The 22,576-nt window shown below is 71.2% G+C and carries 20 protein-coding genes and 1 riboswitch; of the genes, 16 read left to right on the top strand and 4 right to left on the bottom strand.

All coding sequences use genetic code 11. The features are described 5' to 3' along the window. The first annotated feature begins 14 nt into the window (after positions 1-14). The 10 genes from ACSDR0_RS13515 (at position 15) to ACSDR0_RS13470 (ending at position 9,096) form a co-directional block, all read left to right on the top strand. Positions 15-1,109: a zinc-dependent metalloprotease gene (locus ACSDR0_RS13515; RefSeq protein ID WP_435289116.1), complete on the top strand. Its 1,095-nt coding sequence runs from the start codon at positions 15-17 to the stop codon at positions 1,107-1,109. A 106-nt stretch (positions 1,110-1,215) separates the two neighbouring features. Beyond that, the gene (gene tilS / locus ACSDR0_RS13510) at positions 1,216-2,229 is read left to right on the top strand and encodes a tRNA lysidine(34) synthetase TilS (protein ID WP_435289115.1); all 1,014 of its coding nucleotides are present in this window, start codon (positions 1,216-1,218) and stop codon (positions 2,227-2,229) included. Between the two features lie 12 nt (positions 2,230-2,241). Then, entirely contained in the window at positions 2,242-2,799 is a 558-nt protein-coding gene (hpt, locus tag ACSDR0_RS13505) for a hypoxanthine phosphoribosyltransferase (protein WP_435289114.1), read from the top strand. 280 nt (positions 2,800-3,079) lie between these two features. After that, the gene (ftsH, locus tag ACSDR0_RS13500) at positions 3,080-5,089 is read left to right on the top strand and encodes an ATP-dependent zinc metalloprotease FtsH (protein WP_435289113.1); all 2,010 of its coding nucleotides are present in this window, start codon (positions 3,080-3,082) and stop codon (positions 5,087-5,089) included. A gap of 2 nt (positions 5,090-5,091) precedes the next feature. After that, a complete protein-coding gene (gene folE / locus ACSDR0_RS13495; RefSeq protein WP_435289112.1) occupies positions 5,092-5,676 on the top strand; it encodes a GTP cyclohydrolase I FolE in 585 nt (194 codons plus the stop codon). Between the two features lie 520 nt (positions 5,677-6,196). Then, positions 6,197-7,048, top strand: a complete 852-nt coding sequence (folP, locus tag ACSDR0_RS13490; protein ID WP_435289111.1) for a dihydropteroate synthase — start codon at positions 6,197-6,199, stop codon at positions 7,046-7,048. After that, positions 7,045-7,485, top strand: coding sequence for a nuclear transport factor 2 family protein (locus ACSDR0_RS13485; RefSeq protein ID WP_350972537.1), 441 nt, complete (start codon positions 7,045-7,047; stop codon positions 7,483-7,485). The genes folP and ACSDR0_RS13485 overlap by 4 nt, the downstream gene beginning before the upstream one ends. Positions 7,486-7,763: 278 nt before the next feature. Beyond that, complete coding sequence (gene folB, locus ACSDR0_RS13480) at positions 7,764-8,153, top strand: dihydroneopterin aldolase (RefSeq protein WP_435289142.1); 390 nt, start codon at positions 7,764-7,766, stop codon at positions 8,151-8,153. Continuing rightward, complete coding sequence (gene folK, locus ACSDR0_RS13475) at positions 8,150-8,647, top strand: 2-amino-4-hydroxy-6-hydroxymethyldihydropteridine diphosphokinase (protein ID WP_435289110.1); 498 nt, start codon at positions 8,150-8,152, stop codon at positions 8,645-8,647. Before folB ends, folK begins: the two co-directional genes overlap by 4 nt. Continuing rightward, positions 8,644-9,096, top strand: coding sequence for a DUF3180 domain-containing protein (locus tag ACSDR0_RS13470; RefSeq protein ID WP_435289109.1), 453 nt, complete (start codon positions 8,644-8,646; stop codon positions 9,094-9,096). Before folK ends, ACSDR0_RS13470 begins: the two co-directional genes overlap by 4 nt. Before the next feature lie 69 nt (positions 9,097-9,165). Here the strand turns inward: ACSDR0_RS13470 and ACSDR0_RS13465 are convergent, their stop codons facing one another. From ACSDR0_RS13465 to ACSDR0_RS13455, 3 genes are read right to left on the bottom strand one after another with little or no spacing between them, the layout of a single operon-like run. After that, positions 9,166-10,398 (bottom strand): acyltransferase family protein, encoded by a 1,233-nt coding sequence (locus ACSDR0_RS13465; RefSeq protein ID WP_435289108.1) that lies wholly within the window; start codon positions 10,396-10,398, stop codon positions 9,166-9,168. Between the two features lie 17 nt (positions 10,399-10,415). Beyond that, the gene (locus ACSDR0_RS13460; RefSeq protein ID WP_435289107.1) at positions 10,416-11,600 is read right to left on the bottom strand and encodes an NADH-quinone oxidoreductase subunit D; all 1,185 of its coding nucleotides are present in this window, start codon (positions 11,598-11,600) and stop codon (positions 10,416-10,418) included. 17 nt (positions 11,601-11,617) lie between these two features. Beyond that, complete coding sequence (locus tag ACSDR0_RS13455) at positions 11,618-12,985, bottom strand: aminotransferase class V-fold PLP-dependent enzyme (protein WP_435289106.1); 1,368 nt, start codon at positions 12,983-12,985, stop codon at positions 11,618-11,620. Between the two features lie 52 nt (positions 12,986-13,037). Then, a riboswitch (SAM riboswitch) is annotated at positions 13,038-13,153 on the bottom strand. A 232-nt stretch (positions 13,154-13,385) separates the two neighbouring features. On the opposite strand from ACSDR0_RS13455, the gene ACSDR0_RS13450 reads away from it, so the two are divergent. Beyond that, positions 13,386-14,249: a TerC family protein gene (locus tag ACSDR0_RS13450; protein WP_435289105.1), complete on the top strand. Its 864-nt coding sequence runs from the start codon at positions 13,386-13,388 to the stop codon at positions 14,247-14,249. Between the two features lie 20 nt (positions 14,250-14,269). Beyond that, a complete protein-coding gene (locus tag ACSDR0_RS13445) occupies positions 14,270-15,469 on the top strand; it encodes a cytochrome P450 (RefSeq protein WP_435289104.1) in 1,200 nt (399 codons plus the stop codon). Positions 15,470-15,625: 156 nt separating this feature from the next. Here ACSDR0_RS13445 and ACSDR0_RS13440 read toward each other — a convergent pair whose 3' ends face one another. Then, on the bottom strand, positions 15,626-16,591 hold the full coding sequence (locus ACSDR0_RS13440; RefSeq protein WP_435289103.1) for an SAM-dependent methyltransferase: 966 nt from the start codon (positions 16,589-16,591) through the stop codon (positions 15,626-15,628). Positions 16,592-16,907: 316 nt separating this feature from the next. On the opposite strand from ACSDR0_RS13440, the gene ACSDR0_RS13435 reads away from it, so the two are divergent. From ACSDR0_RS13435 to ACSDR0_RS13420, 4 genes are all read left to right on the top strand, one after another. Then, on the top strand, positions 16,908-17,798 hold the full coding sequence (locus tag ACSDR0_RS13435; RefSeq protein ID WP_435289102.1) for a Rossmann-like and DUF2520 domain-containing protein: 891 nt from the start codon (positions 16,908-16,910) through the stop codon (positions 17,796-17,798). A gap of 234 nt (positions 17,799-18,032) precedes the next feature. Then, positions 18,033-18,860, top strand: coding sequence for a pantoate--beta-alanine ligase (panC, locus tag ACSDR0_RS13430; protein WP_435289141.1), 828 nt, complete (start codon positions 18,033-18,035; stop codon positions 18,858-18,860). Between the two features lie 342 nt (positions 18,861-19,202). Then, entirely contained in the window at positions 19,203-21,761 is a 2,559-nt protein-coding gene (locus ACSDR0_RS13425) for an L-aspartate oxidase (protein WP_435289101.1), read from the top strand. Next, positions 21,761-22,543, top strand: coding sequence for a type III pantothenate kinase (locus ACSDR0_RS13420; RefSeq protein WP_435289100.1), 783 nt, complete (start codon positions 21,761-21,763; stop codon positions 22,541-22,543). The genes ACSDR0_RS13425 and ACSDR0_RS13420 overlap by 1 nt, the downstream gene beginning before the upstream one ends. Positions 22,544-22,576: the final 33 nt, after the last annotated feature.

The raw sequence follows: 22,576 nt of genomic DNA, 5'->3' as shown, positions 1-22,576 counted from the left end.
GTACGGTGGACGTTATGCAGGTGATCGATTGGGATCTTGCCGTAGCGACCGGAACGCGCCTGGTGCGCCCCGGGCCGCAAGTGAGCCGAGAGGAGGCCCGGCAGGCCGTCGCCGACTTACGGCGGCTCTCGCGCGAGGCCGAGGGGCACGTCCGCGAGTTCACCCGAATCGACACCGAGACCGCGCCGCAACCCGCGACCATCGTCGACAGGCCCGGCTGGATCAAGGCCAACATCAACGGGTTCCGGGTGGTGCTGGAGCCGCTCACCGAGCGGATGGCCGCCCGGGGGAACCAGGCGCCGGCAATCGTGAGCGCAGTGGGCTCGCGCGTCACCGGGGTCGAGGTGGGCGCGGTGCTGGCCTTCCTCGCCTCCCGCGTCCTGGGGCAGTACGAGCTGTTCCTGCCGCCCGACCCGACCGGCCAGGCGCCCACGGGACGCCTCACCCTGGTCGCGCCCAACATCGTCAACGCCGAGCAAGAGCTCAACGTCAACCCGCGTGACTTCCGCCTCTGGGTCTGCCTGCACGAGGAGACCCACCGGGTGCAGTTCACCGGCGTCCCCTGGCTGCGCGAGTACGTCAGGTCGCAGACGACCGACTTCCTGCTGGCCTCCGACATCGACCTGCCCGCGCTGCTGGAGCGGCTCCGCTCGGCCGCCGGCACCTTCACGGACGTCGTCAGGGGCGGCGAGGGCAACCTGATCGACGCGATCCAGACGCCCGAGCAGAAGGTGATCCTCGACCGGCTCACCGCGGTGATGACCCTGGTCGAGGGACACGGCGACTATGTCATGGACGCGGTCGGCCCCTCGGTGGTCCCCTCGGTCGCCGACATCCGCGCCAAGTTCCACCACCGCCGCGAGGGCGGTTCCCGTCTCGACCGCACGATCCGCAGGCTGCTCGGCCTCGACCTCAAGATGAAGCAGTACGCCGAGGGGTCGGCCTTCGTCCGCACGGTCGTGGGGCGGGTGGGCATCGACGGCTTCAACAAGGTCTGGACCTCGCCGGAGACGCTCCCCACCCAGGATGAGATCGCCAGGCCCGAGCGCTGGATCGCCAGGGTGATCGGCACCCCGGCCATCCCCGAGGCCAGCGGCACCACCGGCTGATCGAGCCGGCCGGGAGGTCCGATCGATCGGACCTCCCGGCCGCCCGGTCGCCGCCGCGAGCGGGGCGGTCGTGCCGTCGCCCCTTCGAGGCCCGACAATGGCGGGCATGGGTCCGCATCCCGCCGTCGCCGACGTCCGACGCGCCGTACGGCTCGCGCTGGGCGACCTGGAGCCGGGCGGGCTCGTGCTGGCCGCGTGCAGCGGTGGCGCCGACTCCCTGGCCCTGGCCGCCGCGCTGGGCTTCACGGCTCCGCGCGCCGGGCTCCGCGCCGGTCTGCTCAGCGTCGACCACGGCCTGCAGGAGGGTTCCGGCGACCGCGCGGGCGACGTCGTGCGGCTCGCGCCAGGCCTGGGGCTCGACCTCGCCGAGGCGCTGCCGGTCTCCGTCGGCACCTCGGGCGGGCCCGAGGCGGCGGCCAGGCAGGCCAGGTACGCGGCCCTGTCGGAGGCGGCGGAGCGTCTGGGGGCGGCGGCCGTGCTGCTCGGGCACACCAGGGACGACCAGGCGGAGACCGTGCTGCTCGGGCTGGCCAGGGGGAGCGGCACCCGGTCGCTGGCCGGGATGCCCGCGCGGGCCGGGATCTACCGGCGGCCGCTGCTGGAACTCGGCCGCGCGACGACCGTGGCGGCCTGCGCGGCGCTCGGCCTGGTCCCGTGGGACGACCCGCACAACCTCGACCCCCGATACGCCCGGGTCCGGGTCCGCGAGCGGCTGCTGCCCGCCCTGGAGGCCGAACTCGGCCCCGGCGTCGCCGAGGCGCTCGCCAGGACCGCGTCCCTGTGCCGTGACGACGCCGACGCGCTCGACGCCTGGGCCGGTGAGGTCTACACCCGCGTCGCCGTGAGGGATTGCGCTCTTAGCGATACGAGAACGGTGACGATGGCCGTACGGGACCTGGAGGGTCTTCCCGCCGCCGTGAGGCGGAGGGTGTTGCGGAGGGCCGCGATCGACGCGGGGGCGCCGCCGGGCACGCTCGCGGCCTCGCACGTCCTCCAGGTCGACCGTCTAATCACGGCGTGGAGGGGGCAGCGGCGCGTAGAGGTGCCCGGGGGGGTTGGCGCGGTTCGGCGGTATGACACCCTGATACTCGCCAGACAGCCAGCCAGCCCCGTTTCGTAAGGAAAATCCCAGGTGGACGCAGCCGACATGGGCCGAGACCTCTCGAAGGTCCTCATTCCCGAGGAAGAGCTCCAAGCCAAGATCAAGGAGCTCGCGAGCCGGATCGACGAGGACTACGCGGGCAAGGACCTGCTGATCGTGGGCGTGCTCAAGGGCGCGGTCATGGTGATGGCGGACCTGGCGAGAGCCCTGCACCTGCCCGTGCAGATGGACTGGATGGCCGTTTCGTCCTACGGGGCGGGCACCAGGTCGTCGGGCGTCGTGCGCGTGCTCAAGGACCTCGACACCGACATCGCCGGACGCCACGTGCTGGTCGTCGAGGACATCATCGACTCGGGCCTGACCCTTTCGTGGCTGGTCCACAACCTGAAGTCGCGCAACCCCGCCTCGGTGGAGATCTGCGCCGCGCTGCGCAAGCCGGACGCGATCAAGGTGCCGATCGACGTGAAGTATGTCGGCTTCGACATCCCCAACGAGTTCGTGATCGGTTACGGCCTCGACTACGCCGAGCGCTACCGCAACCTTCCCTTCATCGGAACTCTCGCCCCCCACGTATACGGAGCGGGCTGAAAAGTACGCCCTGCGCGAAGTGTGTCATTCACAAACGCGACATTGCCCATAGCGGCGGGGAACACGGACCTACCTGACGTACGTTGGTAGGGCAAAGCCGGTCTGTCCGTGCGGTGACCCCGTGCGCCACGCCGGTGTACCTTCGGACAACCGAAGAGGTGGCCTCGCGCCGCCTCTGGGTAGTCAGTTGGAGCGGTTAGGGATACCGCGAACCCCGGGTTCGCCCGGGGTTGCCAGGCTCTGGTCAGGAAGGGACGGGCCCGCCGGGGTTCCGCATCGGATGGATCTCAAGCGATTTACACGTGGGCCACTGCTGTGGATCCTGGGCATCGTCGTTCTGCTCCTTCTCGTCACCACCATGTGGGGCGGTGAGGGCAACTTCGAGCGACGCGACACCTCCCAGATCATCAGCTGGATCGACGAGGGCAAGGTCTCCAACGCCAAGATCATCGACAAGGACCAGCGCATCGAGGTCACTCTGACCGACAAGAAGCGCTACTACTCCTCGTGGGTGACGGGCCAGGGCGTCCAGCTCGCCGACAAGCTCCAGGCGGCACAGGCCGCCAAGAAGCTGCCCGGCGGATACAACGTCGACGTTCCCAAGGAGAACTTCCTTCTCGGGCTCCTGGTGAGCTTCCTGCCGATCGTCATCATCGTGCTGATCTTCCTGTTCATCATGAATCAGATGCAGGGCGGCGGCTCCCGGGTGATGAACTTCGGCAAGTCGAAGGCCAAGCTCATCACCAAGGACACCCCGAAGACCACCTTCGCCGACGTCGCGGGTGCCGACGAGGCCATCGAGGAACTCCAGGAGATCAAGGAGTTCCTGCAGGCCCCGGCCAAGTTCCAGGCGATCGGCGCCAAGATCCCCAAGGGCGTCCTGCTCTACGGCCCGCCCGGAACCGGCAAGACCCTGCTCGCCAGGGCCGTCGCCGGTGAAGCCGGGGTGCCGTTCTACTCCATCTCCGGTTCCGACTTCGTCGAGATGTTCGTCGGCGTCGGCGCCTCTCGGGTCCGCGACCTGTTCGAGCAGGCCAAGGCGAACGCTCCGGCGATCATCTTCATCGACGAGATCGACGCGGTGGGCCGTCACCGCGGCGCCGGTCTCGGAGGTGGCCACGACGAGCGCGAGCAGACGCTGAACCAGCTCCTCGTCGAGATGGACGGCTTCGACGTCAAGGGCGGCGTGATCCTGATCGCCGCGACCAACCGGCCCGACATCCTCGACCCGGCGCTGCTGCGCCCCGGTCGTTTCGACCGCCAGGTCACCGTCGACCGCCCCGACCTGGAGGGCCGCAAGGGCATCCTCAAGGTGCACGGCCGCGGCAAGCCCTTCGCCGAGGGCGTCGACCTCGACATCATCGCCCGCCGGACGCCCGGTTTCACCGGTGCCGACCTGGCCAACGTGATCAACGAGGCCGCGCTGCTCACCGCGCGGGCCGACCAGAAGCTGATCACGATGGAGCTCCTCGAGGAGTCCATCGACCGCGTGATGGCCGGTCCCGAGCGCAAGTCGCGCGTCATGTCGGACCAGGAAAAGAAGATCATCGCGTACCACGAGGGCGGGCACGCCCTGGTGGCGCACGCGCTGCCCAACTCCGACCCGGTCCACAAGATCACGATCCTGTCCCGCGGACGCGCCCTCGGCTACACGATGACGCTGCCGATGGAGGACAAGTTCCTCGCGACCCGCTCGGAGATGCTGGACCAGCTCGCGATGCTCCTCGGCGGCCGTACGGCGGAGGAGCTCGTCTTCCACGAGCCCACCACCGGCGCCTCCAACGACATCGAGAAGGCCACCACCATCGCCCGCCGCATGGTCACCGAGTACGGCATGAGCGAGCAGCTCGGCGCCCGTAAGTTCGGCAGCGGTAACGGCGAGGTCTTCCTCGGCCGTGAGATGGGTCACGAGCGCGACTACTCCGAGAAGATCGCCTCCACGATCGACGAGGAGGTCCGCCGTCTCATCGAGTCCGGGCACGACCAGGCCTGGGAGATCCTTGTCGAATACCGCGACGTGCTCGACAACCTGGTGCTGGAGCTGATGGAGAAGGAAACCCTCTCCCGCGACCAGGTTCTGCAGATCTTCGCCCCGGTCGTCGTCAAGGAGAAGAGGCCTTCCTACTCCGGCTACGGCAAGCGGCTGCCCTCCAACCGCCCGCCGATCCTGTCCCGCAAGGAGCAGTCCGGCAACGGCGCGCTCCCCACGGGCGAGCAGGTGGCCGGTGGCAACGGTGCCCTTCCCGCGGGGACGGGTCACCCCGACTCCTCGCCAAAGGACGTGAACTGAGCGTGGCGGGTGCCAAGCCGCTTCAGGTCGACACGGTCCGGCTGGAAAACGCTGTCCGCGAGATCCTCATCGCCATCGGTGAGGATCCCGACCGCGACGGCCTCCAGGCCACCCCGGCCCGCGTCGCCCGCGCCTACGCGGAGCAGTTCGCCGGGCTGGGACAGACCCCACAGGACGTCCTGACCACGGTCTTCGACGTCGACCACGACGAGATGGTGCTCGTTCGCGACATCGAGGTCTACTCGACCTGCGAGCACCACCTCGTGCCGTTCCACGGCGTCGCCCACGTCGGCTACATCCCGAACGCGAAGGGGCAGGTCACTGGCCTGTCCAAGCTCGCCCGCCTCGTCGACGTGTACGCCAGGCGTCCCCAGGTGCAGGAGAGGATGACCTCCCAGATCGCCGACGCGCTCATGAGCGTGCTGGAGCCGCGAGGGGTCATCGTCGTGATCGAGTGCGAGCACCTCTGCATGACCATGCGGGGTGTCCGCAAGCCCGGTGCCAAGACGATCACCTCGGCGGTGCGCGGAGACTTCCGCAACAGCGACAAAACCCGCGCGGAGGCGATGGCCCTCATCATCCGCTGATCGCCTTCTCGCGTGTTTTCGAGAGCTCGTACGGGCACCCCGCCCGGACCGCCCATCGGTGGTCCGGGCGGGGTTTCCGCGTTCCTGAGGGGGGTGACGGACCTGTGGCCCGGTCCGGGGCAGCAGCCGTGACAGCGTCTGTGGCAGCGTCCGTGAAAGAGCCCGTGACAGCGTCCGTGGCAGGGGTCATGAGGGAGCCCGTAACCGGGCTTGTGGCCGGGAAGGGCTGCGGCGCGGGGAAAGTCCCCCAAGCCGGCCTTGACCGGTCTACTATCGCCACACCCGGCAGGGCCGGGCGCCCCGACCGGGTTCTCTCCGGTTTTCGGATCGCGACGGACACGCCCGAGGGCCCCACGGAGCCGTCGGCGCCGGGTGGAGGAGAACGCATGGCGGCCAGCGGACGTCCCGGGCGGGACACCGGCCGAAGGCCGTCCGCCCTGTGACGGGTGTGCGGATTCGTTATGGCGCAAGCCGGACCCACGAGACGGGCGTACGGTGCACAACGCCTAGGCTTGTCGCCATGACTACGTGGAGTGTGCCCGGGCTGCCGGACGCGGGCCGGTGCCTCGTGATGGGCGTGGTCAACGTGACTCCCGACTCCTTCTCCGACGGCGGCAGGTGGTTCGACCCGGCCGTGGCCGTGCGTCACGGCCTGGAACTGGTCGAGCAGGGCGCGGACATCGTCGACGTGGGCGGCGAGTCCACCAGGCCCGGCGCCGCGCGGGTGCCGCTGGAGGAGGAGCTGGCCAGGGTCGAGCCCGTCATCCGGGAGCTGAGCCGCGAGGGCGTCACCGTCAGCGTCGACACCATGCGGGCCGAGGTCGCCCAGATGGCCGTGGAGGCCGGGGCGAAACTTGTCAACGACGTCAGCGGGGGGCTGGCCGACCCGGCGATGCCGAGGGTCGTGGCCGCCTCCGGCGTGGCGTACGTGGTGATGCACTGGCGGGGGCACAGTCACGCCATGGACCGCAGGGCCGTGTACGGCGACGTGGTGACCGAGGTGCGCGAGGAGCTCGCCAAGCGGGTCGCCTCCGTGCTGGCCGAGGGGGTGGCGGAGGAGCAGATCGTGCTCGACCCGGGGCTGGGCTTCTCCAAGAACCCCGAACACAACTGGGCTCTGATCGCGGGCCTCGACAGGCTCGGAGAGCTGGGTTACCCGTTGCTCGTCGGGGCCTCGCGGAAACGCTTCCTGGGTCGCCTCCTGGCCGACCCGGACGGCACTCCGCGCCCCTTCAGTCGCAGTGACGACGCCACACTCGCCGTGACCGCGCTCGCCGCGCAGGCGGGGGCATGGTGCGCGCGTGTGCACGACGTCCGTCCGAACGCGGACGCCGTCCGTGTGGCTGCCGCAGTTCAGGGAGCGAGATCATGAGCGTCGACACCACCGCCGTCGAGACGGTCAACCAGGCGTTCTACACCGCCATCGAGGACGCCGACCTCGACCGGATGACCGAGATCTGGGCCGAGGACATCGAGGGCGAGCAGGTGAGCTGCGTCCATCCCGGCTGGCCGATCGTGAACGGCCGGCAGGAGGTGCTGCGCTCGTGGGCGCTCATCATGGCCAACACGCCCTACATCCAGTTCGTGCTGACCGACGTCCGCGTCATGGTCCTGGGCGATGTCGCCATCCTCACCTGCGAGGAGAACATCCTCACCGCGGGCGACGAGGGTGATTCCAGCTTCGCGGCGGGAAAGGTGGTCGCGAGCAACACCTTCGTGCGGACGTCGGCGGGGTGGCGGCTCTGGCTGCACCACGGCTCGCCCGTGCTGCAGGGCGACGACGAGGACGAGGAGGAGGAAGCCGCGTGAGCGAACGCACCGGTGAGCGGTCCGGCGGGGACGGCGGTTTTCCCGCGGACGACGGGCGGCCCGGTGGGAGTCGCGATCTTGTGGCGGACGAGCGGCCCGGTGGGCACGGCGACTCCCCGGAGGGGGGCGGATTCCGGGCCCACGCCGGGGCGCCCCTGCGGATCGACGACGGCGTCAGCGACCTGATCGGCGATTCGGCCGATGAGCCGGTCGGCGGCTCGCTTCGGAATCCGCTGGAGAACCCGGCCCTGAGCTCGTTCGGGGACGCGACGTACGGCCTGCCACCGGGCGCGGCCGGCAGGACGGTCGCCGACCGGATCAGCCTGAGGGGGCTGCGGGTGCACGGGCGGCACGGCGTGCTGGCGGCGGAGCGGGAGCTCGGCCAGGAGTTCGTCGTCGACGTCACCCTGTTCCTCGACACGGCTCCGGCGGCGGCCGGTGACGACCTCACCGAGACCGTCCACTACGGCGAGCTCGCCGAGGACCTGGCGGAGGTCGTGCGGGGCGAGCCGGTCGACCTGATCGAGACCCTGGCCCAGCGCCTGGCCGACGTCTGCCTGGCCCGTGAGCTCGTCCAGGTGGCGGAGGTGAGCGTGCACAAGCCCGCCGCGCCGATCCCGCTGCCGTTCGACGACGTGATCGTGACGATCACCCGGGGCCGGGCATGAGGGTGGTCCTGGCGCTCGGCAGCAACCTGGGCGACCGGTTCGACACCCTGCGGGGCGCGCTCGGCGCCCTCTTCGAGAAGCCGGATCTCACGTTCGTCGCGGTGTCGCCGGTCTACGAGACCGACCCGGTCGGCGGCCCCGAGCAGGGCGCCTATCTCAACGCGGTGGTGATCGCCGAGAGCGCGCTGGAACCTCGGGCGCTCCTCGATCGTGCTCAAGGTGTGGAGAACGCCTTCGGCAGGGTCCGGGTGGAGCGCTGGGGAGCGCGCACGCTGGACGTCGATCTGATCACCGTGGGGGACGTCGTCATGGACGACCCCGATCTCACGCTGCCGCACCCCAGGGCGCACGAGCGCGCGTTCGTGCTGGTTCCCTGGGTGCGGGCCGACCCGGGCGCGGTCCTGTCCGGGAGCCGGGTGGCCGACCTGCTGGCCGGCCTCGACCAGGGCTACGTACGGCCCCGCCCCGACCTGATCCTCCAGAGGCCCGCGTGAAGCCAACCCGCCCCGGCGTGCTCGTCGGGATCTTCCTCGTGTTCACGATCCTCACCTGGGCGCTCCTCAAACCGCTCTACTCGGATCTGCCGACCGTGCCGTGGACGGCGATCCCGACGGTGCTGCTGCTGGCGGTCGGCGAGTTCTACAGCGGGTGGATGACGAAGGCCAGGATCGAGCGCAAGCCCGACACCAAGCCCGTCGAGCCCCTGGCCGTGGCCCGCCTGGCCGCCCTGGCCAAGGCCTCCGCGTACGGCGGGGCGGTCTTCGGCGGGATCTTCGCCGGGTTCACCCTCTATACGGTGGAGCTGCTGGAGCAGGAGGTCCCCCGCCGCGACTTCTTCATCACCGGCGGGTCGTTGCTGGTGTGCGTGCTGCTGGTCTGCTCGGCCCTGTACCTGGAACACTGCTGCAAGGTGCCCAAGGACTCCGCGGACGGCGATCGCTGAGGTGCCGCGCCCGGCGCCGGCCCCGCCTCGCCGTCCGGCGCGGAGGAACCGAAGGGTCGAGGGGGCGCGCTAGCGTCGTCGCCGTGCCGTCCACTGGCGTCCGAAGAGCATGATGACCGGGAGGGTGCAGACCAGCGCCCCGGCGACGGCGAGCGGGCGCTCCAGCCACCAGAACAGGTCCGGCCGCACGCCCTCCCCGGGCCCGCCGCCCGCCAGCCACCAGGTCAGCGCCACCCAGATCGCCATGCCGGTCGTGTGGAACAGGAACAGCGGCAGCGCGAAGCGGTTGACCGTCTCGTTCACGCGCTGCCACCTGGGGTGTTCGAGCAGGCGTTCCATGGACGGCCTCAGCACCTCCACCAGGCCGATCTGGAAGATCAGCAGTGCCACGATGACGAAGGTGGGCGGCGCCATGTTGGACAGCTTGTCGCCGGGGACGCCCACCATCGAGCCGGGGTAGATGCCCGAGTAGACGAGGCCGAACAGGGCGAACAGCCCGGTCCACAGGATGGCGACGTCGAAGCGGCGGGGCAGCGCCACCACCCTGTCGTAGAAGAATCCGGCCTGGTGGGCCAGTCCCCAGACGATGATCATGTTGAGCCAGCCCGCGGCCTCGTACCCGTAGCGCAGCCGCAGCACGTCGACGACGAGGGCCGCCCCCGCCAGCCAGATCAGGGCCAGCACGTCGTAGTGCCGGTGCAGCCAGAGCGAGATCGGCAGCAGGGCGATCAGCACGAGGTAGACACCGATGAACCAGAGCGGGCTGATGACGAGCAGGACCACCCGGTCCATCCACTCGATCCCGAACGCCCGCGTCACGATCGCGCCGAAGACGATCCAGGTCCCGGCCAGCGCCAGCGCGGGGATCGCGAGGCTCCGGATGCGCCGCCACACGAAGGTGCCGATGCCGACCCCGCGCTCGCAGGCCCGGTTCCACGACAGCAGGTGGACGTACCCGCCCACGTAGAAGAAGAGCGGCAGCACCTGCAGCAGCCACGTCAAAATCCACAGGCCCGAGGTGAAGCCCAGCGGGCTCGTCGGCGAGGGGCCGTCGGGTCCCCACTGCAGGATCGTGAACGCCCAGTGCCAGACGACCACGACGATCAGGCTGAACGCGCGCAGCCAGTCGACGTACCGGTCCCGCCGTGGCCCGTCCGCGGCCGGGGGAGCCTCGGGCGGTACGGGGTCCGAGGTCGCGGTGGTCTCGGCAGGGGTGCCGGGGGTTTTCAGGGAGGGTGACGCGGGGGGCGTGGGGGGCGCCGAGGGGGTCGCCCTCTCCTGCTCCCCGCCGGGTTCGATCATGCGGTTCCAACCGTGCCTTACTTGTCGATGTCGCCGACGACGAAGAACATCGAGCCCAGGATGGCCACCATGTCCGAGACCAGGTGGCCGGGGAGCATCTCGCGCAGCACCTGGACGTTGTTGAAGGAGGCCGAGCGGAGCTTCATCCGCCACGGTGTCTTCTCCCCGCGCGAGACCAGGTAGTAGCCGTTGAGGCCGAGCGGGTTCTCCGTCCAGGCGTAGGTGTGGCCCTCGGGAACCTTCAGCACCTTGGGCAGGCGCTGGTTGACCGGCCCAGGGGGCAGGTCGAGCAGCCGTTCCACGCAGGCGTCGGCCAGGTCGAGGGAGACCTTCACCTGTTCCAGCAGCACCTCGAACCGGGCGTGGCAGTCTCCCGCCGAGCGGGTGACGACCTTCACCGGCAGCTCGCCGTAGGCGAGGTACGGCTCGTCCCTGCGCAGGTCGACGTCGACGCCGGAGGCGCGGGCGATCGGGCCGCTCACGCCGTACTGCATGATCGTCTCGCGGTCGAGCACGCCCACGCCGCGCGTGCGGGCGAGGAAGATCTCGTTCCCGGCGATCAGGTTCTCGATGTCGGGCAGCCGTCGCCGCACGTCGGCCACGGCCTGGGAGACCCGGCCCGCCCAGCCCTCGGGGATCTCCTCCTTGAGGCCGCCGACCCGGTTGAACATGTAGTGCATGCGCCCGCCGGAGATCTCCTCCATCACGGCCTGGAGGGTCTCGCGCTCCCGGAACGCGTAGAAGACCGGGGTGATCGCGCCGAGCTCCAGCGGGTAGGACCCCAGGAACATCAGGTGGCTGAGCACCCGGTTGAGCTCGGCCATCAGCGTGCGCGTCCAGACCGCCCTGACCGGCACCTCCATGCCGAGCATCCGCTCCACCGCGAGGACGACGCCGAGCTCGTTGGCGAACGCCGACAGCCAGTCGTGCCGGTTGGCCAGCACGATGATCTGCCGGTAGTCGCGCACCTCGAAGAGCTTCTCGGCGCCCCGGTGCATGTAGCCCACGATCGGCTCGGCCGAGCCGATCCGTTCGCCGTCCAGCGTGAGCCGTAGCCGCAGCACACCGTGCGTGGACGGGTGCTGCGGCCCGATGTTGAGGATCATGTCCTCGGTCGCGAGCTCCTTGCCGTGCGCCCCCCGCACGGCTTCGGCTCCGGCCCCCAGCCCCACGCTCAGCTCACGGGGTGCGCCTTCAGTCATAGGGCCATGCTGTCACGTCAGCCGCGCGAGGCAAGATCTCGCAGGGCGCCGATCAGCCGGTCGACGTGCTCGGAGGTGGTACCGATGCCGATGGAGGCGCGGACGGCGGAGGCGGTGACGTCGTCGCAGCCGCCGTCCTTGGCGCCCAGCAGGTGCCGTACGAAGGGGTGGGCGCAGAACTTGCCGTCGCGGACGCCGATGCCGTAGTCGCCGGACAGGGCCTCGGCGACCTCGCGGGCGGTGAAGCCGTCCACCACGAAGGAGACGATGCCGACGCGCGGGTGGTCCGGGCCCCACAGGGACAGCTCGTGGACGCCGGGGACGGAGGCGAGGCCCGCGCGCAGGCGCCCGAGGAGGCGCTCCTCCTCGCGGACCAGCGGGGTCCAGCCGGTGGCGGTCAGGGCGTCGCAGGCCGCGGCGAGCGCGACGGCGCCCAGCACGTTCGGGGTTCCGGCCTCGTGCCGGGCCTCGGGGTCGTCGTACCACTCGGCGCCGTCGTCGTTCACGGCCTTCACCGCGCCGCCGCCCCGCAGGTACGGCTCGGCGTCGGTCAGCCAGTCGGAACGGCCGATCAGCGCGCCGGTGCCGAACGGCGCGTAGAGCTTGTGGCCGGAGAAGGCCACGTAGTCCAGGTCGAGCGCCGTCAGGTTGAGGCGGCGGTGCGGGACGAGCTGCGCGGCGTCGACGAGGACGCGGGCACCGTGGCGGTGGGCGATGTGGGCCAGCGCGGCGATCGGCCAGAGCTCCCCGGTGACGTTGGAGGCGGCGGTCACGACCAGCAGCTTGGGGCCGTCGATCGAGGCCAGGGCCTCGTCGGCGGCGCGGACGGCCTCGCCGGGGAAGGCGGGGGCCGCCAGCCGGACGACCCGCTCCCAGGGCAGCAGCGAGGCGTGGTGCTCGGTGTCGAAGACCACGGCGGTGGTGCCCTCGGGCAGGCTGCGGGCCAGCAGGTTGGTCGCGTCCGTGGTGTTGCGGGTGAAGATCACCGAGTCGTCGGGACGGGCGCCGACGAAGGCGCGCACCGTGTGCCTGGCCTGCTCGTAGCGGGCCGTGGTCAGCTGGGACGCGTACCCGGCGCCACGGTGGACGCTGGAGTATGCCGGGAGCGCGGCGGCGACGGCGGCGCTCACCGGCTCCAGACAGGGGGCGCTCGCGGCGTAGTCGAGGTTGGCGTAGCGGACGAGCCTGCCGCCCCTGACCGGGACCTCCAGGTCCGAGCCGAGCACGGCCGGGATCGGCCGGTCGTCGGACGCGCGGGTCTCGGGGACGGTCACCGGGACGGCGGGGAGGACGGCGGGGGCGGCGGTGGACACGGTGGACACGGTGGACGTGGTGTTCGCCGGGTTCGCGGTGTTCGCGGGGGTGAAGATCGTCAGGGTGGACACGCCATGGCTCCTTCGAGGTCATCGGACCCCAACCCATGGCATAGGTGCCTGGAGCCCGCGCTTGCCCGGCACACCTCGTGCCGGACCAGGTCCTCACCCGGGGCACCCCGCCGCGGACGCGAGGGTTGCCGGCCAGCGAGCCGGGGCTTGTCACTGGCACTCATGACCTACGGGGGAACTATAACCGACTCCCCGCGGTGCCCCGCAAGTCCGAAACGTGATCAACCCGATATCGCCTCCGGAGAGGCGCTCCGGGGAGCGCCCGGTGAATTTGCCAGCGAAGCGTGATGAGAGGGAAGGAACTCAGGGCCTTCCCCGGTCGTCCTGGCAGTCAGCCGAAGAAGCATTCAGCCAGCTGGACGACGGTGCGTTCGAGCACCGGACGACGAAGGAGAAAGCAATGGACTGGGTGACCAACCCGGAGATATGGATAGGGTTCTTCACCCTTGTCGCCCTGGAGATCGTCCTGGGAATCGACAACATCATCTTCATCTCGATCCTGGTGAGCAAGCTCCCGCCCGCTCAGCGCGACAGGGCGCGCAAGCTCGGCCTCCTCGTCGCCCTGCTCAGCCGCCTCCTGCTGCTGCTGGCGCTGTCGTGGGTGGTGAGGCTCACAGAGCCGATGTTCGAGGTTTTCGGGCAGGGCATATCGGGGCGCGATCTGATCCTGATACTCGGCGGCCTGTTCCTGCTGGGCAAGAGCGTCCACGAGATGCACGGCAGCCTGGAGGGCGAGTCCGACCACTCCGAGGGCAGGGTGGCCTCGTCCTTCACCTCGGTGATCATCCAGATCATGATCCTCGACGTCGTCTTCTCGCTCGACTCGGTGATCACCGCGGTCGGCATGGTCGACGAGCTGGGCGTCATGATCGCGGCCGTCATCGTCTCGGTCATCGTGATGCTGGTCGCCTCCGGGCCGATCAGCCGCTTCGTGGAGCGGCACCCGAGCATCAAGATGCTCGCGCTGTCCTTCCTGGTGCTGATCGGCGTCGTGCTCATCGCCGAGGGGTTCGAGCAGCACATCTCCAAGGGCTACATCTACTTCGCGATGGCGTTCTCGCTGCTGGTGGAGCTGCTGAACATCCGGATGCGCGGCAAGGCGAGGCGGAAGCCGGTCGAGCTGCGCGCCCGCTACGAGGCGGATGAGCAGGCTGGTTCTGAAACCCAGGAGACCCTGGAGACCCCGGTGGGCCGGAAGGCTCCGGCGGGCCGGGCGGACGAGCAGGTCGAGGGGGGAAGGCCGGACGGACGGGCAGGCTCCTAGCGCGGGATTACGATGCTTACGTGCGCTTTGATCCTTGGAATCCGGAATTCGTCGCCCACCCCTATGACGTCTACGACGAGCTGAGGCGGGAGCGGCCGGTCAGCTTCTTCGAGCCGACCGGCCAGTGGCTGGTGGCCAGGCACGCCGACGTCAACGCGCTGCTGCGAGATCGCAGGCTCGGCCGCTCCTACCTGCACGTGGCCTCGCACCAGGAGTTCGGCAGGCCGGACGACCCCGAGTTCCAGGACCCGTTCTGGCGGGTGATCAGGGCGGGGATGCTCGACGTCGAGCCGCCGGTGCACACCAGGCTCCGGCGGCTGGTGTCGAAGGCGTTCACCCCCCGCATGGTCCAGGCGCTCCGCCCCAAGGTCGCCCGCATGGCCGGGGAGCTGGTGGACGTCTTCGTCGAGCGCGGCGGCGGAGACCTGATCGCCGAGGTCGCCGAGCCGCTGCCGGTCACCGTGATCGCCGAGATGCTCGGCGTGCCCGAGGCCGACCGGCACCTGCTGCGGCCCTGGTCGGCCGACATCTGCGGCATGTACGAGCTCCAGCCGTCGGTCGAGGCCCAGCGCACGGCCGTACGGGCGGCCGAGGAGTTCTCCGCCTATCTCGTCGAGCTGGCCCGCGCCCGCAGGGCCGATCCCGGTGACGACCTGATCAGCGCGCTCGCCCTGGTGGCCGACGAGGGCGACAGCCTCACCGAGGAGGAGCTGGTCGGCACCTGCGTGCTGCTGCTCAACGCCGGGCACGAGGCCACCGTCAACGTCACCGGCAACGGCTGGTGGTCGCTGTTCCGCAACCCGGCCGAACTGGAGCGGCTCCGCGCCGACCACGCCCTGCTGCCCACGGCGGTCGAGGAGCTGATGCGCTGGGACACCCCACTGCAGATGTTCGAGCGCTGGGTGCTGGAGGACGTCTCGGTGGGCGGGATCGACATCCCGCGCGGCACCGAGGTGGCGCTGCTGTTCGGCTCGGCCAACCGCGACCCCGAGGTCTTCGCCGACCCCGCCCGCCTGGACGTGGGCCGGGCCGACAACCCGCACATCTCCTTCGGCGCCGGTATCCACTTCTGCCTCGGGGCACCGCTGGCCAGGGTCGAGCTGATCGAGTCGTTCGGCGCCCTGCTGCGCAAGGCACCGAAGATGGAACTCGTCACCGAGCCCTCCTGGGGACCGGGTTACGTCATCCGGGGTCTCACCTCCCTCGACGTACGGGTCTGAACCGGCCCGGCCGGAGCGCACGGTCGGGCGACGCGGGCGACGCGGGCGACGCGGGCGACGCGGGCGACGTCACGCATGAAGCGGGTGACGATCGGCGCGCCCCTCCGTTCGCCGCGGATCGCGGGCCCATCGGAACGACGGCGGCGGTTCGGCGGGTCAGGGACGGCTCTGGCAGAGCCAGCCGAACCCGCCGAGTCCTCCGGCGGCGATGAGCTCCGCCTCCTCCGAGGCCCTCGCGAGGGCCTGCAGGTAGCCGCGCGGATCGTTTCCGGCCTGCTCGACCGCTGGACGGCTCCCGGTGACGCCGAGGGCGCGCAAAGCCTCGCGCTGCGTGGTCAGCGCCGTCGTGACGGCTCCGGCGCTCTCGCCGGAGGCCGCGCAGGCGTCGAGCGCCACGTGGGCGGTGATGTCGCACGAGCCGTCGGGCACGGGCGCGACCAACGCCCCGTCGCGGTAGCCGGCCAGCGTGCCGTACGGCGGCCGGTCCTCCAGGGCGTGGGTGTAGTCGATCGCGATCGCCCGGCCGCGCGCCAGCCGTACGATCACCGACGCCCAGGCCCTGTCGCGCGGCCTGCCGATCTCGGCCCGCTCGCCGGGGGCCCGCATCGGCCACCAGCGGTCCAGCCACGCGAGATCGGCCTCGGAGGGCCTGCCGCCGAGCCGCTCCTCACCGTCGGTGACGTTGACCAGGACCAGCCGGGGCCCGTCGGCCGTCTGCTCCGCGATGTCGACGGGGATGTTGTCGAGCCACTCGTTGGCGATCACCAGCCCGTGGATCCCGTCCGGCGCGGCCCGCGCCCAGACGATCTCCTCGGGCAGCGCCGGGGGCCGGGGCGCCAGGTCGACCGCGGTCACCCGGAGCCTCGACCGGAGGGCGGGCGGCGCCGCGGCGAGCACACCGGCCGCCAGCCCGCCCTCGCCGGCGCCGATGTCGACCAGGTCGAGCACCTCGGGACCGCCGAGCGCCTCGTTGATCGCGGCCAGCTCGCGCAGCACGGCCTCGGCGAAGACGGGGGAGGCCCCGACCGAGGTCCGGAAATGGCTGGAGGGGCGCTCCCGGAGATAGAAGCCGCTCTCGCCGTAGAGCGCATGCTCCATCGCGGCACGCCAGGTGAGCCACACGTTCTCAGACGCTACCCGCCGGGGCGGCGGAACGAGATCGACTCGCGCTGACGCTTCGAGTGAATTCATGACTACATTCTGTCACCGATTTACACGATCGTTGTCGACGCCGCGTTGGCGCGCCGCAGGCCGGATCACCGTGTGAGCCAGGTCCGCGGGCCGTCCGGCGCGTCCCGTACGCTCCCGGTGTGCCCGATCCGGGCGCCTGGGGGCGCCCCCCGCCGCCGAACACGAGTCTTGACGCGGTTGCGGCGACATGGCCCGTTACGCTGGTCAATCGGGCACGGAGCCCCACATGGTCGAAGGACGGGACGTCATGGACGCAGTCGATCGCCCGGCACGGCTGGCCGTCGGAGTGGTTGGAGCGGGCAGGGTCGGTTCGGCGCTCGGCGCCGCGCTCGTCAGGGCGGGGCACCGGGTGGTCGCGACGAGCGGCGTCTCCGACGCCTCCAGGGAGCGGGCGGTCGAGCGGCTCGGGCTCGTTCCCACCCGGCCCGAGGACGTGGTGGCCGGCGCGGACCTCGTCCTGCTGACGGTCCCCGACGATGTGCTGCCCGGCCTGGTCTCCGGCCTGGTCGAGACCGGCGCCGATCTGCGCGGCAAGCTGGTGGCCCACACCAGCGGCGCGTACGGCCTGGCCGTGCTGAACCCGGCGATCAAGGCCGGGGCGCTGCCGCTGGCGCTGCACCCCGTGATGACCTTCACCGGACGCGACGACGACCTGCGCCGCCTCACCGGGATCTCGTACGGGGTGACCGCTCCCGACCCGCTCCGCCCGGTGGCCGAGGCCCTCGTCATCGAGATGGAGGGCGAGCCGGTCTGGATCGCCGACGAGGACCGGCCGCTCTACCACGCGGCCCTGGCGGGGGCGGCCAACCACATGGTGACGCTCATCGCGGAGTCCTTGGAGCTGCTGGAGAGGATCGGCGTGGAGCAGCCTGGCCGGATGCTCGGCCCGTTGCTCGGCGCGGCCCTGGACAACGTGCTGAGGCTCGGCATCGCCGGGCTGACCGGCCCGGTGGTGCGCGGCGACGCGGGGACCGTCCGCAGGCACGTGGACGCGCTGATCCTCGCCGCCCCCGAGGCGGCGGACGCCTACGTGGCGCTCGCCAGGCTCACCGCCGACCGGGCGCTGGCGGCCGGGCTGCTCAAGCCCGAGGCCGCCGAGCGCCTCCTGGACGCCCTGGGCGGCAACACGTGGACCTGAGGGCCCGGGACACCCGCGAGATCGGGGACGGGCACGCGACACATGGGCCTGGGGACTCCCGGCCCGGTGCCCGTTCCTCCGGCCCGATCCGGTTAGCTGAGCCGGTGAGCCGAATCCGCCCGGCGAAGGGAACCGGTGGATTCCGCGGATTCCGATGAACGTCATTCCTCTCCGGCCCGGGAGCCGGAGCACCCCCGGGAGGTTCCAGTGATCGTGGCGGACGACCGCGCAGGGCTGATCAAGGCCCGCGCGACCCTGGGGATCGGAGCGGGAGCCCCCTCCGGAGGGAGCGCGCTGGCGCTCGTGCCGACCATGGGCGCGCTGCACGAGGGGCACCGCTCGCTCATCCGGTTGGCCCGCGAGAGGGCCGCGCACGTGGTGGTGAGCATCTTCGTGAACCCGCTCCAGTTCGGGCCCACCGAGGATTACTCCCGCTATCCCCGTACGTTCGACGCCGACCTCGAGGTCTGCCAGGCCGAGGGGGTGGACGTGGTGTTCGCCCCCTCGGCCGAGGACATGTATCCGCCGGACAGGCAGGTCGGCGTCTCCGCGGGCGAGATGGGCTCGGTCGTCGAGGGGGAGTTCAGGCCCGGCCACCTCGACGGCGTGCTGACCGTGGTGCTGAAGCTGTTCAACCTGGTCCAGCCGGACGTGGCGGTGTTCGGGCAGAAGGACGCCCAGCAGCTCGCGATGATCCGCCGGATGGTGGCCGACCTGAACCTGCCGGTCTCGATCGTCGGGGCGCCCACGGTCCGCGAGCCGGACGGCCTGGCGCTGTCCAGCCGCAACCGCTACCTGTCGCCGGACGATCGGGCGGTGGCCCTGGCCCTGTCCCGCGCCCTGACGGCGGGCTCCGCGCTGCGCGCGCCCGCGGAGATCCGCCGGGCCGCGCTCGCCGTCTTGGAGGCCGAGCCGTCGCTGGCGCTCGACTACCTGGTCCTGGTCGACCCCGCGACCTTCGCGGAGGTCGGCGACGACCACGCGGGCGAGGCGATCCTCGCGGTGGCCGCGCGGGTGGGGGCCACCAGACTGATCGACAACGTCACGCTCAGCCTCCACTGATCCCGGGCCGCTCGCCGCTGAAGCCGCTGAGGCCACTGGAGCCGCTGGAGCCACTGGACCCGCTGGACCCGGCGGGTCCGGCGAGCGGCGAGCCGCCGCGTTCCCGCCGCTCCCGTGTCGCCGATTCCCGCCGTTCTCGCGGCGCCTCCGTTCCCCGCGCCGCCGGCCGGCCGCCGGCTAGGTTCCCGTTCCGCCCTCCCTCGGCCGTGTACGGCCCCAAGCTGCTGTGATCTCAGGGTTCGGGTGAGATGTCCCACCCCGGGGAACAGCCGCTTCCCGGAGGGCGTTATCGTCACACTGACGAAATGAAAAGCCTCTAATGAACCCCGCAAGGAGGCGGCAATGAGCATGCCGGCCATTCCCCAGAGGTTGACCGCCCCCCCTCCGGGCTGGACGGTACGCGCGGACGTGGTCGTGGTGGGCTCCGGCATCGCCGGCCTCACCCTGGCGCTGCGATACGCCGCCCTCGACCCCGGGGCGAAGGTCCTGGTCGTCACCAAGGACGTCCTGTCCTCCGGCTCCACCCGCTGGGCCCAGGGTGGCATCGCCGCCGTGCTCGACCCGCGCGACACCCCCGAGGAACACCTGTCCGACACGCTCGTCGCCGGAGTGGGCCTCTGCGACGAGGAGGCCGTCCGGATCCTGGTGACCGAGGGCCCCGACGCGCTGCGCGGCCTGATCGCGGTGGGTGCCCGGTTCGACACCGACGACTCGGGGGCACTCCAGCTCACCAGGGAGGGCGGCCACCGGCGCGACCGCATCGTGCACGCGGGCGGTGACGCCACCGGGGCCGAGGTGCAGAGGGCGCTCGTCCAGGCCGTCATGGAGTCGGGGATCGAGGTGATCGAGCACGCGCTCGTCCTCGACCTCCTCAAGGACGCCGAGGGCCGTACCGCGGGGGTGACCCTGCACGTCATGGGCGAGGGCGAGCGCGACGGGGTGGGCGCGGTCACGGCGGGGGCCGTGGTGCTGGCCACCGGCGGCATGGGCCAGGTCTACGCCGCCACCACCAACCCCGCCGTCTCCACCGGCGACGGGGTGGCGCTCGCGCTGCGCGCGGGCGCCGTCGTCAGGGACCTGGAGTTCGTCCAGTTCCACCCGACCGTCCTGTGGCTCGGAGAGGGCTCCACCGGCCAGCAGCCGCTGATCTCCGAGGCGGTCAGGGGCGAGGGAGCGGTGCTGGTCGACGCGGACGGCACCCGGTTCATGCGGGACGTCCACGAGCTCGCCGACCTGGCCCCCCGCGACGTCGTGGCCAAGGCGATCATGCGGCGGATGCGCGCCACCGGCGCCGACCACGTCTATCTCGACGCCCGCCACTTCGGCGAGGAGAAGTGGTGCACCCGCTTCCCGACGATCCACGCGGTCTGCCTGGAGCACGGCATCGACCCGGTCACTCAGCTCGTCCCCGTCGCGCCCGCCGCCCACTACGCCAGCGGCGGCGTCCGCGCCGACCTGCGCGGCCGTACCAGCGTGCCCGGCCTGTACGCGTGCGGCGAGGTCGCGTGCACCGGCGTGCACGGCGCCAACCGGCTGGCCTCCAACTCCCTGCTCGAAGGCCTGGTCTTCGCCGGGCGCATCGCCGCCGACATCCACGCGGTGCGGGCCGTCCACTCCGGGGACGCGGCGCGGCCGGTCGCGGGTGAGCCGTTCCCCGACGACCGTCCCACCGGCCTGATCGACCCCAGGGCCCGGAGCAGGATCCAGGGGCACATGAGCCGGGGGGCGAGCGTGCTGCGCGGCCAGGAGTCCCTGGGAGAGGTCGCCAGGGCCCTGCTGAACCTCAGGTGGACCCCGGTGGCGGTCGAGCCGTGCACCGAGTCATGGGAGACCACCAACCTGCTGACGGTCGCCTCCGCGCTCGTGGCGGCCGCCCGCGAACGCCAGGAGACCCGGGGGTCTCACTGGCGGGAGGACTTTCCCGAGCGGAACGACACCTGGTGGCTGGGCCACCTCGACACCATCCTGACAGCGGAGGGACCGGCCATGACATACGTACCGCACGGGCAGCGCGTGACGGCGCTGCCGCCCCAGGTGGAGAACGACCTGGTCGAGGCGGGGCTGGACCCGGCAGGGGTGGCCGCGATCCTGGAGGCCGCCGCGGCCGAGGACCTGCAGGAGGGGGGCGACGTCACCAGTGTCGCCACCATCCCCGCGGGCCAGGTCGCCACCGCCGACGTGGTGGCCCGCGCGGACGGAGTGGTCGCGGGGCTGGCCGTGGCCGAGGGCGCGTTCTCCCACCTCAGCCAGGGCCGCCTGGTGGCCGAGCGCAGGGCCAAGGACGGCGAGCGCGTCGTCCGGGGCGACGTGCTGATGACCGTCACCGGTCCCACCCGGGACCTGCTGACCGCCGAGCGCACCGCGCTCAACCTGCTCACCCACCTGTCCGGCATCGCGACCCTGACCGACCGCTGGGTCCAGGCCGTCGAGGGGACGGGGGCCCGGATCAGGGACAGCCGCAAGACGCTGCCCGGACTGCGCGCCCTGGAGAAGTACGCCGTCCGGTGCGGCGGCGGCACCAATCACCGCATGTCGCTTTCGGACGCCGCGCTGATCAAGGACAATCACGTGGTGGCCTCGGGCGGGGTCGCCGAGGCGTTCCGGGCGGTCCGTGACGCCTACCCCGGCCTGCCGATCGAGGTCGAGGTCGACCGGATCGACCAGATCGAGCCGGTGCTGGCCGAGGGAGCGGAGGAGATCCTGTTGGACAATTTCACCGTCGAGGAGCTGGCGCGGGCCGTACGGCTCGTGGCCGGCAGGGCGCGGCTGGAGTCCAGCGGAGGACTGACCCTCCAGGTCGCTCGTGACGTTGCTGAAACAGGTGTTGACTACCTTGCCGTGGGCGCGCTCACGCACTCGGCGCCGGCGCTGGACATCGCCTTGGACCTTCGGGGGAATTGATGCTGCTTGCCATCGACGTCGGCAACACTCACACCGTTCTCGGCCTCTTCGAGGGAGAGGACGTCATCGAGCACTGGCGGATCGCCACGGACGCCCGGCGGACGGCGGACGAGATCGCCGTCGTGCTCCAGGGGTTGCTCGGGCAGTCGCCGCTGCTCAAGGGCGCCGACGTCAACGGCATCGTGATCTGCTCCACCGTCCCCTCGGTGCTCAACGAGATGCGCGAGATGTGCCGCCGCTACTACGGCGACGTGAACGCGGTGATCGTCGAGCCCGGCGTCCGCACCGGGGTGCCGGTCCGGATGGACAACCCGAAGGAGGTCGGCAGCGACCGCATCGTCAACGCGCTGGCGGCCATCCAGCTGTACGGCGGGCCGTGCATCATCGTCGACTTCGGGACCGCGACCTCCTTCGACGCCGTCTCCGCCAAGGGGGAGTACGTCGGCGCGGTGACCGCCCCCGGCATCGAGATATCGGTGGACGCGCTCGCCGCGGCGGGGGCGCAGCTGCACAAGGTGGAGCTGATCCGCCCTCGCTCCGTGATCGCCAAGAACACCGTCGAGGCGCTCCAGGCCGGCATCATCTACGGTTTCGCCGGCCAGGTGGACGGGATCGTCGAGCGGATGGCGGCCGAGCTCGCCGACGACCCCGACGACGTCACCGTGGTCGCCACCGGCAGCGCGGCTCCGCTCGTGGTCAGCGAGGCGCGCTCGATCGACATGCACGAGCCCTGGCTCACGCTGATCGGCCTGCGGCTGATCTACCACCGCAACACCCCCTGAGGGCGCCACTGCACCGGGGAGATATCCCTCCGG

The sequence above is a fragment of the Streptosporangium sp. G11 genome (assembly GCF_051192615.1).
Taxonomy (GTDB): Bacteria; Actinomycetota; Actinomycetes; order Streptosporangiales; family Streptosporangiaceae; genus Streptosporangium.
Note: the sequence above shows the minus strand (reverse complement) of the source record. Positions and strands in the feature narration are given on the sequence as shown.

What these genes read in the sequence shown, in the direction of transcription:
- ACSDR0_RS13515 (WP_435289116.1), top strand. Translation starts at nt 15, where the DNA reads ATGCAGGTGATCGATTGGGATCTTGCCGTAGCGACCGGAACGCGCCTG.
- tilS (WP_435289115.1), top strand. Translation starts at nt 1,216, where the DNA reads ATGGGTCCGCATCCCGCCGTCGCCGACGTCCGACGCGCCGTACGGCTC.
- ftsH (WP_435289113.1), top strand. Translation starts at nt 3,080, where the DNA reads ATGGATCTCAAGCGATTTACACGTGGGCCACTGCTGTGGATCCTGGGC.
- folP (WP_435289111.1), top strand. Translation starts at nt 6,197, where the DNA reads ATGACTACGTGGAGTGTGCCCGGGCTGCCGGACGCGGGCCGGTGCCTC.
- ACSDR0_RS13485 (WP_350972537.1), top strand. Translation starts at nt 7,045, where the DNA reads ATGAGCGTCGACACCACCGCCGTCGAGACGGTCAACCAGGCGTTCTAC.
- folK (WP_435289110.1), top strand. Translation starts at nt 8,150, where the DNA reads ATGAGGGTGGTCCTGGCGCTCGGCAGCAACCTGGGCGACCGGTTCGAC.
- ACSDR0_RS13465 (WP_435289108.1), bottom strand. Translation starts at nt 10,398, where the DNA reads ATGATCGAACCCGGCGGGGAGCAGGAGAGGGCGACCCCCTCGGCGCCC.
- ACSDR0_RS13460 (WP_435289107.1), bottom strand. Translation starts at nt 11,600, where the DNA reads ATGACTGAAGGCGCACCCCGTGAGCTGAGCGTGGGGCTGGGGGCCGGA.
- ACSDR0_RS13450 (WP_435289105.1), top strand. Translation starts at nt 13,386, where the DNA reads ATGGACTGGGTGACCAACCCGGAGATATGGATAGGGTTCTTCACCCTT.
- ACSDR0_RS13435 (WP_435289102.1), top strand. Translation starts at nt 16,908, where the DNA reads ATGGACGCAGTCGATCGCCCGGCACGGCTGGCCGTCGGAGTGGTTGGA.
- ACSDR0_RS13425 (WP_435289101.1), top strand. Translation starts at nt 19,203, where the DNA reads ATGAGCATGCCGGCCATTCCCCAGAGGTTGACCGCCCCCCCTCCGGGC.
- ACSDR0_RS13420 (WP_435289100.1), top strand. Translation starts at nt 21,761, where the DNA reads ATGCTGCTTGCCATCGACGTCGGCAACACTCACACCGTTCTCGGCCTC.